Source organism: Actinoplanes sp. NPDC051537 (assembly GCF_055586105.1).
Genome location: NZ_JBVJIU010000005.1, coordinates 172,300 through 184,435, shown reverse-complemented (window position 1 = coordinate 184,435; position 12,136 = coordinate 172,300). Strand labels below are relative to the sequence as shown.

The 12,136-nt window shown below is 70.1% G+C and carries 9 protein-coding genes; 2 read left to right on the top strand and 7 right to left on the bottom strand.

The window, feature by feature from the left end:
* Positions 1 to 144 precede the first annotated feature (144 nt).
* Both ACZ6TB_RS13405 and ACZ6TB_RS13400 read left to right on the top strand, forming a co-directional pair.
* Complete coding sequence (locus ACZ6TB_RS13405; protein WP_465553962.1) at positions 145 to 1,680, top strand: DEAD/DEAH box helicase; 1,536 nt, start codon at positions 145 to 147, stop codon at positions 1,678 to 1,680.
* Positions 1,681 to 1,757: 77 nt separating this feature from the next.
* Positions 1,758 to 2,714 (top strand): GNAT family N-acetyltransferase, encoded by a 957-nt coding sequence (locus ACZ6TB_RS13400; RefSeq protein WP_465553960.1) that lies wholly within the window; start codon positions 1,758 to 1,760, stop codon positions 2,712 to 2,714.
* A gap of 790 nt (positions 2,715 to 3,504) precedes the next feature.
* Here the strand turns inward: ACZ6TB_RS13400 and ACZ6TB_RS13395 are convergent.
* From ACZ6TB_RS13395 to ACZ6TB_RS13365, 7 genes are all read right to left on the bottom strand, one after another.
* The gene (locus ACZ6TB_RS13395; protein ID WP_465553958.1) at positions 3,505 to 4,905 is read right to left on the bottom strand and encodes a GH1 family beta-glucosidase; all 1,401 of its coding nucleotides are present in this window, start codon (positions 4,903 to 4,905) and stop codon (positions 3,505 to 3,507) included.
* A gap of 65 nt (positions 4,906 to 4,970) precedes the next feature.
* On the bottom strand, positions 4,971 to 5,975 hold the full coding sequence (locus ACZ6TB_RS13390) for an ABC transporter ATP-binding protein (protein WP_465553957.1): 1,005 nt from the start codon (positions 5,973 to 5,975) through the stop codon (positions 4,971 to 4,973).
* Positions 5,975 to 7,027 (bottom strand): ABC transporter permease, encoded by a 1,053-nt coding sequence (locus ACZ6TB_RS13385; RefSeq protein ID WP_465553954.1) that lies wholly within the window; start codon positions 7,025 to 7,027, stop codon positions 5,975 to 5,977. The genes ACZ6TB_RS13390 and ACZ6TB_RS13385 overlap by 1 nt, the downstream gene beginning before the upstream one ends.
* Before the next feature lie 3 nt (positions 7,028 to 7,030).
* Positions 7,031 to 8,011 (bottom strand): ABC transporter permease, encoded by a 981-nt coding sequence (locus ACZ6TB_RS13380; RefSeq protein ID WP_465553952.1) that lies wholly within the window; start codon positions 8,009 to 8,011, stop codon positions 7,031 to 7,033.
* On the bottom strand, positions 8,008 to 9,123 hold the full coding sequence (locus tag ACZ6TB_RS13375) for an ABC transporter ATP-binding protein (RefSeq protein WP_465553950.1): 1,116 nt from the start codon (positions 9,121 to 9,123) through the stop codon (positions 8,008 to 8,010). Before ACZ6TB_RS13375 ends, ACZ6TB_RS13380 begins: the two co-directional genes overlap by 4 nt.
* Before the next feature lie 64 nt (positions 9,124 to 9,187).
* Entirely contained in the window at positions 9,188 to 10,870 is a 1,683-nt protein-coding gene (locus tag ACZ6TB_RS13370; RefSeq protein ID WP_465553948.1) for an ABC transporter substrate-binding protein, read from the bottom strand.
* A gap of 188 nt (positions 10,871 to 11,058) precedes the next feature.
* Positions 11,059 to 12,060 carry a LacI family DNA-binding transcriptional regulator gene (locus ACZ6TB_RS13365; protein WP_465553946.1) on the bottom strand — a complete coding sequence of 334 codons (1,002 nt, stop codon included), beginning with the start codon at positions 12,058 to 12,060 and terminating at the stop codon, positions 11,059 to 11,061.
* Positions 12,061 to 12,136 lie beyond the last annotated feature (76 nt).

Below are 12,136 nucleotides of genomic sequence, written 5' to 3'. Positions count from 1 at the left end.
GACGGGGGATTCCCGGGCACTGAGGAGAACGGTGATCGGCATTGAGTGCGATACAGGTCTCGTCCGGGTGCGGAACGGTTGCACCGCAAACCCGGTATGGTTGATCGCTTGGGACATCCCCGAACCTTTTGGAGCTCCCGCTACATGACAACGTTCACCGAGCTCGGCGTGCCGCGCGAACTGACGCAGGCGCTCGCCGGCCTCGGCATCACCACCCCGTTCCCGATCCAGGCCGCCACCCTGCCCGACACGCTCGCCGGCAAGGACGTGCTGGGCCGCGGGCGCACCGGTTCCGGCAAGACGTACGCGTTCGCGCTGCCCGTCCTGGCCCGGCTGGCCGCGTCGCGCAAGCCGCGCCGTCCCCGTTCCCCGCGCGCGCTGATCCTGGCGCCGACCCGGGAGCTGGCCAGCCAGATCGACGCCGCCATGGCGCCGCTCGCGGCCTCGCTCGGCCTCAAGACGCTGGTCGTCTTCGGCGGCGTCGGCGCGAACCCGCAGATCAAGGGCCTCGCGGCCGGCGTCGACGTGCTGGTGGCTTGCCCCGGCCGGCTCGACGACCACCTCCGCAACGGCCACGCCTCGCTCGACGCCGTCGAGATCACCGTGCTCGACGAGGCCGACCACATGGCCGACCTGGGCTTCCTGCCCGTGGTGCGCCGGCTCATGGAGCAGACCCCGCGCGACGGTCAGCGGCTGCTGTTCTCGGCGACCCTCGACAACGGCGTGGACGTGCTGGTCAAGCGCTTCATGCGGCGGCCGGTCACGCACGCGGTGGACGCGGCGGCCGAGGCGCCGGTCGAAATGCAACACCACGTTCTGCACGTACGCGGTGACGATCGCTTCGGTGTGCTGGTGGACCTGGTGGCGGCCCCCGGCCGTACGGTCGTCTTCACCCGCACCAAGCGCCGCGCCAAGGTCCTCACCCGCCAGTTGATCGCGGCCGGCGTGCCGGCCGTCGAGCTGCACGGCAACCTGGCCCAGAACGCGCGCAACCGCAACCTGGCCGCGTTCTCCGACGGCAGCGCCGAGACCCTGGTGGCGACCGACATCGCGGCCCGCGGCATCCACGTCGACGACGTCACCCTGGTGATCCACGCCGACCCGCCGGTCGAGCACAAGGCCTACCTGCACCGCTCGGGCCGCACCGCCCGGGCCGGCGCGCAGGGCACCGTGGTCACCCTGATGACCGACGATCAGCAGGCGGAGGTACGCGACCTCACCCGCAAGGCCGGGGTCCGGCCGACCACCTCGCGCACCCGGCCCGGGGACCCGCTGCTGTCGGAGCTGGCTCCCGGGGAGCGCCGGTTCGTGGCTCCCTCGGCCTCGGCGCCGGCTCAGCCTTCCCGGGCCGCCCGATCGGGCCGGTCCGCGGGTCAGTCCGGTAAGCCGGCCGCGCAGGGCGGCAGGTCGCCTCAGCAGTCGCGCAACGGCGGGGACGCCGGCGGGTCGCAGCCGACGCGGGCATCGTCGGGCCGGTCGCGTGGTCGCGGCCGGGCCGCCGGACACACGGCGCACACGACCGACGGCCCCGTGGTCAACGCCCGCCCGGCCGGCAACGGCAGCGGCGGCGGCACGGGCCGGCCCCGTCGAGGCGGCGCCGCCCAGTCCGGCGCGCCCAGCGGCGCGGCGGCGTTCTCGGCGTCGAGCCGGGTCGGCGGCCGCCGCGGTGGCGGCCGCTGACGCTTCATCGACTGCCCGCGGCCGGCGACCCGTAAAAACGGTTCGTCGGCCGCGCCGCATCCTGGAACAGTGCGACCATGACCGACTTCGAGTTGCTGACCGCCGCCGACATCCCGCTCATGCAGGGTCTGGCCCAGCGCGTCACCGCCGCCCGCCCCGACCAGATCAGCGCCGGCGCCTCGTACGGTGAGCTGGCCTGGATCTGGGGTAAGGGCCACGCCTCATACGGCTCCGCCTGGCCGCGCCGGCTGTGGTTCTCGGGCGACGACCTGGTGGCGTGGGGCTGGGCCTTCCGGCCGCACCCCGTCCGGCGCAACGACGGGTCGATCACGGACGTAACCGGCGCCTCGCTGAGCTACCAGGTCCACCCCGACCACGCCACCGGCCTGGTCGACGAGGTGATCGACTGGTACGACACCGTGGCGGCCGGCCTCGAGCGCACGGTGACGCCGACGTCCGCCGAGGATTTCGCGTTGAAGCGCTGGGCGGCACACGGTTACGAGGCCGACGAGGCGGCGCTCGGCGACAACGGTGACTGGACCCAGCTCAACGAGCGGGACCTGACCGATCTGGAGCAGCCCGCGCTGCCGCCCGGATTCCGCTTCCGCACCGCCGCCGACGCCGGACCGGAGGCCGCGGTCCAGGCCCACGTGGACGCCTGGGCGCCCTCGACGTATTCGGCCGAGAGCTACGAGGGCGTACGCCGGACGGCGGCCTACAGAGGCGACCTGCACGTCCTGGTCGAGGCCCCGGACGGCACGATGGCCTGCTCCGCCATCATGTGGCTGGACGAGGCGAACAAGTCGGTGGAGTTCGAGCCGGTCGGAACGCACCCGGCATATCGGCGCCAGGGCCTGGGCCGGGCGATGATGCTGCACGCGCTGCACTTGGCCCGAGCGGCCGGCGCTGTGCACGCGACCGTGGTCTGCCTGGGCGCGGCCGGCCACCCCCGGGCGCGGGGGCTGTATTACGGGGTCGGGTTCCGGGAGATCTCGCGGGATATGCCGCTCATCAAGCCCAGCACGGCGGCCTGAGTGAGTCGCCACGACCGGTCCCTGTGGACGGCCGACCCCGCAGGCTGTCGCCCCGCAGGCTGACGCCGCCGCTAATTGCCGCCTACTGTTCCCCACCCCGTCACTGGGTGGGGGCGAAAGTAGCGCCCGGGTATGACATTTCCCGGGGCGACAGCCTGCGGGGCAACAGCCTGCGGGGCAACAGGCAGCGGGGCAACAGGCAGCCCGGCGACAGGCAGCCGGGCCACAGGCAGCCCGGCGACAGACAGCCCCGCGACAGCCGCCGGTTTGACGAGAACCTGCAATGCCCCGACTGCGGCCGGCTGCACGGCATCCTCGGCCAGGCAGCGACCCAAGCCTGTGCACAGCCGACCCGAAAATGTCATACGCCGGCGCTACTTTCGCCCCACCCACTAACAGGGGTGGGGAACAGTAGGCGGCAATCGGCAGACGCCAGTTGACGAGCTGGCGAGCGACGTCGAGCGGGGCAAAGCGACGGCGCGAGCGAGCGGGCGGCGCGAGCGGGCCGGCGACGCGAGCAGGCCGGCGACGCGAGCAGGCCGGCGACGCGAGCACGCCGGCGACACGAGCACGCCGGCGACACGAGCACGCCGGCGACACGAGCACGCCGGCGACACGAGCACAAGCAGACCGGCGACACAGGCAACGCGATCCGGCGGGGACGACACGAGCGACGACCAAAACGAACCCGACGCCCCGCAAAGCCGACCGGGCATCAGAAACAAAGGGTTGGAGTCCGCCGACGGCCCCGGGGTGACCCACAAAGCCGCCGGCGGAAAATCGGGGTGTACTAGCGCGTCCGGGCGATCGTGTCCCGGTACCACAGCGCGCTCTGCTTCGGGGTTCGCGTCTGGGTCTCGTAGTCCACGTGGACGATGCCGAAGCGCTTGGCGTAGCCCTCGGCCCACTCGAAGTTGTCGAGCAAGGACCACGCGAAATAGCCGCGGACGTCCGCGCCCTGGGTTCGGGCTGCGGCTACTGCGGCGATATGGGCTGACAAATAGGCGGTTCTCGCCTCATCGGCGACAAATCCGGAAGCGTCGGGGGCGTCGAGGAAGGCGGCGCCGTTCTCGGTGACGACCAACGGGAGACCGGGGTAATCCTGGTGCAACCGGACCAGCAACTGCGTGAAGCGAGCCGGCGTGATCGGCCAGTCCATGGCCGTACGGGGAGTATCCGGAAAGACGGCCCGCACCACCGGCTCCCCGGCGGCATCGTGCGTGTTTCCTTCTTCATCGGTCCCGGCGAAGTTCTGCCCGAAGTAGAAGTTCACCCCCAGCACGTCGAACGGCGAGGAGATGATCTCGAGGTCCCCGTCGCGGACCGGGAACGCCGACCCCCGCGCCGCGAGGTCGTCCACCATGTCGGCGGGATACCGGCCGTGCCGCAGCGGGTCCAGGTAGATCCGCAGGCCCATGCCGTCGGCCCGCCGCGCGGCCTCGCGGTCTTCCGAGGAGTCCGACAGCGGGTCGGCCGTGCCCATGTTCAGCGTGATGCCGTACGTGTGCGGCCGGGTCTCCAGCGACCGCATCCGCTGCGTCGCGAGCCCGTGCCCGAGCAGCAGGTGATGCACCGCGAAGAGGGCGTCGTCGAAGTTCTGACGGCCGGGCGCGTGCACGCCGACCTGGTAGCCCAGCCACGCCGAGCACCACGGTTCGTTCAGCGTCGTGAACGTCTGCACGCGATCTTCGAGGCGAGAGAAGACCATCGCGGCGTAGTCGGCGAAGCGGTACGCGGTGTCCCGGACCGGCCAGCCGCCGGCGTCCTCGAGCTCCTGCGGCAGGTCCCAGTGGTAGAGCGTGACCCACGGGTCGATCCCGTTGGCCAGCAGCTCGTCGACCAGGCGGTCGTAGAAGTCGAGGCCGGCCGCGTTGGCCGGGCCGCGACCGCCGGGCTGCACCCGCGGCCAGGACACCGAGAACCGGTACGCGTCGACGCCGAGCGACTTGATCAGCGCCACGTCCTGCGGCATCCGGTGGTAGTGGTCGCACGCGACGTCGCCGTTGTCGCCGTCAACCACGGCGCCGGGTTTGCGGGCGAAGGTGTCCCAGATGGACGCCGTCCGGCCGTCCTCGAAGGCGGCGCCCTCGATCTGGTAGGCGGACGTGGCGACGCCCCACTGGAACGTGGGCGGCAGGCCGGCGATCGCCTCGGCAGGCAGAGGTGCGGCGGTGGTGGTAGTGGGGTTCATGTCTCTCCAGTAGGGGATAAGGAAGGGGCCGGTCCCCCGCGGTGAAAGGACCGGCCCCCTGTGCGTCATCCGACGGGCTGCCCGGCCGGATGCAGCCAGCACGCGACGGAACGGCCGGCTCCATCCGGTGTTTCCGGACGGCCGAGCACCGGGATGACGGTGGAGCAGGGCTCGAATGCCTGGGGGCAACGGGGGTGGAACGAGCAACCCGCGGGCATGCCCGCGAGATCCGGTGGGGAGCCGGGAATGCCGGCGAGCTCGCGGCGGGGACCGCGCAGGGCCGGGAAGGAGCTCAACAGCCCTTTGCTGTACGGGTGGAGAGCGTCCCGATAGATGGAGCCGGCCGGTGCCTCCTCGACGATCCGCCCGCCGTACATGATGGCGATCCGGTTGGAGAACTCGACCAGCAGCGACAGGTCGTGCGTGATGAAGATGACCGAGAAGCCGAGCCGCTCGCGCAGCTCGATCAGCTGGCCCAGGATCTGCCGCTGCATCACGACGTCGAGCGCCGTGGTGGGCTCGTCCATGATGACCACCTGGGGCTGCAGGATCAGCGCCATGCCGATCATCACGCGCTGGCGCATGCCGCCCGACAGCTGGTGCGGGTAGGCGTCCATCCGGTCGGGCGAGATGCCGACGAGCTTGAGCATCTCGCGGGCCCGGGCGTTGCGGCTGTGGTCGCTCATCTTCGGCTCGTGCGCCCGGAGCACGTCGGTGAGCTGCGTGGAGATCTTGTGCACCGGGTTGAGCGAGTTCATGGCGCCCTGGAACACGATCGCCGTCTCGCCCCAGCGGAACTGCCGCAGCTCCCGGTCGCTCAGCGACAGCACGTCGTAGGGCGAGCCCTCGGCCGGGTGGTAGACGACCTCGCCGCCGGTGATCACACCGGGCGGCGCCAGCAGCCGCGTCATCCCGTAGGCGAGCGTCGACTTCCCGGAGCCGCTCTCCCCGGCCAGGCCGAGCACCTCACCCTTGTGCAAGGTCAGACTCACATCGCGTACGGCGTGGACCGCGCGGTCGCCGAGACCGTAGTCGACGTTGAGATTGCGGATCTCGAGTACGGGTTCCATCACTTGGCCTCTCGTGCCACGGGGGTGGCGAACCGCGCCGGCTCCTCGATGACCGGCGCGCCGGACAGCACCGGAGTGAACCCGATCCGCATCCGTACGCTGCGGCCCGAAGCCGTCTTGAGCTTGGTCTTGCCGGCGCTGCGCAGCCGCGGGCTGACGAACTCGTCGATGCCGAAGTTGATCAGCGAGAGCGACATGCCGAGCAGGGCGATGGCGAGACCGGCCGGCACGAACCACCACCAGGCGTCCTGGCCGAGCGCCTGCTGGCCCTGCGCCCAGAACAGGATCGTGCCCCAGTTCCAGCCGTTGTTGACGACGCCGATGAAGGCCAGCGTGATCTCGGAGAGCACCGCGAAGATGACGGTGCCGACGAAGCCGGAGGCGATGACCGCGGTGAGGTTCGGCAGCAGCTCGAAGCCGATGATCCGCCAGGTGCGCTCGCCGGACGCCCGGGACGCCTCGACGAAGTCGCGCCGGCGCAGCGACAGCGTCTGCGCGCGCAGCACCCGGGCGTTCCACGACCAGCTCGTGAGGCCGATGATCACGGCGATCAGGGTGTCGCTGACGTTGTCCAGGGTCGAGGTGATGATGATCATCAGCGGCACCGCCGGGATGACCAGGATGACGTTGGTGAAGACCGACAGCGTGTCGTCGGCCTTGCCGCCGATGTAGCCGGCCGTGACGCCGACCAGCACACTCAGCGTGGTCGCGATGATGCCGGCCATGAGACCGACGTAGATGACGCTGCGGGTGCCGACCAAAATCTGGCTGAAGATGTCCTGGCCGAGGTGGGTCGTGCCGAACCAGTGGGCCGCCGACGGCCCCTTCACCAGCTCGTTGCTGCGCGCGCTCGGGTCGTACGGCGCGACCCACGGCCCGATGATCGCGAAGAGCACGTAGATGCTCAGGATGATCAGGCCGGCCGCCGCCTTGCGGTTGCGCACGAAGCGGAACCGCTGCCGCTTGGCCCGGGCCGGCTTCGCGGCCTCCGGCTGGGCCATCGAGCCCTGACCCGGGATGACCTGCTCGATGCTGGAGGTGGGAATCGTCATCGCTCAGCCCTCCTTGCGGGTGCGCGGGTCGAGCAGGATGTACGCCACGTCGGCGAGCAGGTTCGCGAGCAGCACCGTGATCGTGATGATCAGGAAGATCCCCTGCATGAGCGGATAGTCCTTGGCCCCCACCGCCTGCAGCAGCGTGAAGCCGAGCCCCGGGTACGAGAAGACGATCTCCACCAGCAGCGTGCCGCCGACGATGAAGCCGAGCGCCAGCGCGAAGCCGGAGATGTTCGGCAGCAGCGCGTTGCGGGCCGCGTAGGCGAGCGCCACTCGCCGCTCGGGCAGGCCCTTGGCGTGCGCGACGGTGATGTAGTCCTCGGACGAGACGGTCACCATCATGTTGCGCATGCTCAGGATCCAGCCGCTCACCGACGAGATCAGGATGGTCAGCGCCGGCAGCAGGCTGTGCTGGATCGCGCTCGGGATGAAGTACTGGTCCCAGGCGGGCACCAGGCCCGAGTCGAAACCGCCCGAGGACGGGAAGAAGCTGCCCGGCCCGGCGAGCAGGTAGATCGCGATGATGCCGAGCCAGAAGTACGGCACCGACGAGAAGAACGTGGTGACCGGCAGCAGGCCGTCGGCCCACGAGCCACGCCGCCAGCCGGCGACCACGCCGAGGCCGGTGCCGAGCAGGAAGCTGATGACCGTGGTGATGCCGACCAGCAGCAGCGTCCAGGGCAGCGCCTGGCCGATCACCTGGGAGACCGGGGCCGGGAAGAACGTGAACGACAGGCCGAGGTCGCCGTGGAACAGCTGCTTCCAGTAGTCGATGTACTGGCTCCAGAGGCTCTGGTGCTTGTCCAGTCCGAACAGGATGTAGAGCGACTGGATCGACTTGGTGCTCAGCTGGCCCTGGTACTTCGAGATCAGCGACTGCACCGGGTCGCCCGGGACCAGGCGCGGGATGAAGAAGTTGATGGTGATCGCGGCCCAGGCCGTGAAGAGGTAGAACGCGATGCGTTGCAGGAAGTACTTCACTTGGCGGCCCCCTCTGCGACTGTGCCGCTTCCGGCGCCTGGTCCTTCGGACGGCGCGGAGAACCCGGGCGAGGAAGAGTCGTACAACCAGCACGCCGCCCAGTGGCCGGGCTTGTCGCCGATCTCGAGCCGCACCGGCAGGTCGGTCGAGCAGCGCGGCATCGCGGCCGGGCAGCGCGGGTGGAAGCGGCAGCCGGAGGGCGGGCTGATCAGGCTCGGCGGCTCGCCGTTGCCCTTGTCCTCCTCCAGCGGGTCGACGTCGCCGGTGAGCCGGTCCGGGTCCGGGGCCGAGTCGATCAGCAACCGGGTGTACGGGTGGGCCGGCGTCTGCGTCACGGTCTCGCTGTCGCCGCCCTCGACCATCCGGCCCGCGTACATCACCAGGGTCTCGTCGGCGAAGTACCGGGCCGAGGCGATGTCGTGGGTGATGTAGAGGATCGCCAGGTTGAGGCGCTCCTTGAGGTCGCGCAGCAGGTTGAGCACGCCGAGCCGGATCGAGACGTCCAGCATGGACACCGGCTCGTCGGCGAGCAGGGCCTCGGGCTGGGCGCCGAGCGCGCGGGCGATCGCCACCCGCTGCCGCTGGCCGCCGGAGAGCTCGTGCGGGAACTTGTCCAGGTACCGCTCGGGCGGCGTGAGGCTGACCCGGGTGAGCAGGTCGGCCAGCGCGGCCTCGAGCTCCTCGTCCGTACGCCCGGCGTTGTGGTGGACCTTCAACGCCCGGGTGAGGTGGTAGCGGATCGTGTGGACCGGGTTCAGCGAGGCGAACGGGTCCTGGAAGATCATCTGGACCTGGGCGGCGTAGGCGCGGAACTGGCTCCCGCCCTTGACCCGGGTCGGTTCGCCGTGCAGCTCGATCGCGCCGCCGGTGCGGGGATAGAGCTGGGCGAGCAGGCGGGCCACCGTGGACTTGCCGGAGCCGGACTCGCCGACGAGCGCGACGACATGGCCGCGCCGGAGGGTCAGGTGCACGTCGTCGACGGCGTGCACCGCCTGATGCTGCCTGCGGAAGAGATCACGCAGTCGCCGGCGGACGGGGAAGTGCTTGGTAAGGCCTACCGCCTCAAGCACCACCTCACCGGCCGGGGCCTTGGCGTCTTGAACCGACGTCATTGCCACTTCCTTCGAAGGATGAGGCGCCGCTCCCCTGAGAGCTCAGGGGAGCGGCGTGGTGCGATCAGGAGTTGGCGGGCTTGAGGTGCAGGACGACGTCGAGCGCGTACGGCTGGGTGGGCTGCATGCCCGCGTACGGGTCGGAGTCGCCGGGCCAGCCGATCCAGTTCTTGGTGCTGTAGGCGCCGCCGACGTTGTCGGAGCCGACCGGCAGCATCGGAGCCTGCTCGACGTAGACCTTCTGGATGGCGTTCATCGCGGTGGTGCGGTCGGCGTCGCTGGTGGCGTTGGCGTAGGCCTTGAGCGCGGCGGTCGCCTCGGGCGACTTGAACCGGCCGAAGTTGCCCTGCTGCGCCGCGGTGCCGATCGGCTTCATCAGGTCGCCGTCCATGACGGTCTGGTAGATGTCGTACGGCGTGGCGCCGCCGTTCGTCCACCGCATCGTGGCCTGGAAGTCGCCCTTCTGGACGTTCTGGTCCCACTTGTCCTGGTTGGCCTTGTCCACCGTGGCCGCGATGCCGATGTCGGCCAGGTTGGTCTTGATGATCTCCAGCGTGGTCTGGTAGTCGGACCACGGCGCCGGGTCGGTCAGGGTGATCTTGACCGGCTTGCCCGACGGGTCGGTCAGCGTGGTGCCGTTGAGCTTGTAGCCCGACTGCTGGAGCAGGGCCTTGGCGCCCGCGACGTCCGGCGTCAGGGTCTTGCCCTTGTACTCCGGCGCGATGAACGCGTCGCCGGCGCCGTTGGGCAGACCGGTCACGCTGTCGATCTGCGGGTGGAAGTAGCCGGCCTCGGCCTGGTTGAAGATGTCCGCCCGGTTGATGACCATGTTCATGGCCTTACGCAGGTTCGCGTCGTCGAACGGCTTGATCGTCGTGTTGATGTAGAGGCCGTGGATGCCGAGCACGCCGGGCGCCCAGATCTTGTGGTTGGCCGGGTCCTTGGAGACGAACGTGGCCTGGTAGTTCGGGATGAAGACGAAGCTCCACTCCGACTCGCCGTTGGCCAGCGCCGTCGCCTGCGCGCTGTTGTCCGCGTACGAGGTGTAGCGCAGTTCCTTGACCTTGGGCAGGTCCTGCCAGTAGCCGTCGGTGCGCACGTCGAGCACGACACCGGCCTGGGTGAACGACTTCAGCGTGTACGGGCCGGAGCCGATCGGGTTCTTGTTGGTGTCGGTCGCCGGGTCCGACATCTTCTCCCAGACGTGCTTCGGCACGATCGGGGTGGTCGCCATGATCTTGTTCTGGTTGACGAACTGCGGCGACTTGAAGGTCACGTGCACGGCGTTGCCGTTGACCGTGATCTGGTCGAACGGGATGGCGTTGGCGTTCAGCGCCTCGTTGGTCTTCAGCAGGGTGAAGGTGTACGCGACGTCGTCCGCGGTCAGCTTCTGCCCGTCCGACCAGGTGGCGTTGTCGCGGACGGTGATGTCCGCTGACTTGTAGTCCGCCGCCCACTTGACCTCGCTGGCCAGCCACGGCTTGGCCGGCTCGGCCGGCTTGACCGGGTTCCACATGGTCAGCGGCTCGTAGATCATCCACTTGTAGCCGAGCGCGTTGGCCGACGAGGTGCCGGCGAACGGGTTGTGGTTCTCGGTCTGCGTGCCGTTCGGCATGCCGATCTTCAGGAAGTCGACCGACTTGCTCGCCGCGTCCTTGTTGGCGTTGGGCGAGTCACCGCACGCGGCGAGACCGCCCGTGGCGACTACGCCCGCCAGCGCGACCGCAAACAGTTTCCTTCTCTGCATCAATGTCTCCTCATGACGGAATCGGGTGAAGAGGGGTGCCCGGAGGAGGGCGTGCGCCATCGCGGTGCCGGCCAGGTGCGGCCGGCGCCGTGATTTCGCCGTGGTGCGATTGCCAGTCGTCGGGGCGCGACGACACGAGCGGAAGCTATGGGATCCGAGTCAGGTCGCCGGGGCGCGGCGACCGGCGGTCAGACGACGGTGGAGCCTCTGGTGACGAACGACGTAGGAATGACGGTCGGGCGGGTGGGCAGGGGTGTGCCCTCGAAGTGGGCGAGCAGCGTGCGTGCCGCCGCCTCGCCCATCTCCCGCAGTGGTTGGTGCACTGTGGAGAGCGACGGCTGGGTGTGCGCCGCGGTCGGGATGTCGTCGAAGCCGACCACCGCCACGTCCTGCGGGGTGCGGCGGCCGCTGTCGAGCAGCGCCTGCATCGCCCCGATGGCGGAGAGGTCGTTGTGGGCGAAGACCGAGTCGAACTCGACGCCGGCGGCCAGCGCGGTGTGCACGGCGTCGGCGCCGCACGCGACCGTGAAGTCGCCGAGCGAGACCCGCTCGGGCGGGATCGCCTGGCCGGCCCCGGCGAAGACCGAGGCGAAGCCCTCCATGCGCTGATGGGTGCAGCCGAACTTCTCGGGACCGGTGATCACCAGCGGCTTGCGCCGGCCGATCTCGAGCAGGTGGCGGGCGGCCGAGCCGGCGCCGTCGTGGTTGGTCGTGCTGACGCTCGGGATGTCGCCCGAGGTCTGGTCACGGTCGTCGATCAGCACCACCGGCAGACCGCGCCGGTGCAGCGTGTAGATGTAGTCGAGGGTGCCCTCGGGCTCGATGACCAGCAGGCCGTCGAACGACTTGGCGGACACCTGGGCGCCGAACTGGCGCATGGACTCCTCGCCGCGGTTGCAGGTGAACAGCAGCAGCCCGTACCGCTCGGTCTCCAGCACGTCGACCGCGCCCTGCAGGACCTCGCCGATCCAGGGCCAGGTCAGCGACGGCACGAGCATGCCGACCACCCGGGTACGACCCCGGGCCAGCCCGACGGCGCGGGCGCTGGGCACGTAGCCGAGCTCGTCGATCACCGCCCGGACCCGCGCGGCGGTCGACTCGTCCAGCTCACCCTTGCCGTTCAGCACCCGGGACACGGTCGTCTTGCTGACCTTCGCCCGGGCCGCCACATCGGCGATGGTGATCGGCACTGGTCCTCCTGTCTGACGCATACCGCGATTCTCCCCCGCGCCGGGTGGGTTGGCGCCCGGCGTCGGCGGTGTTGCC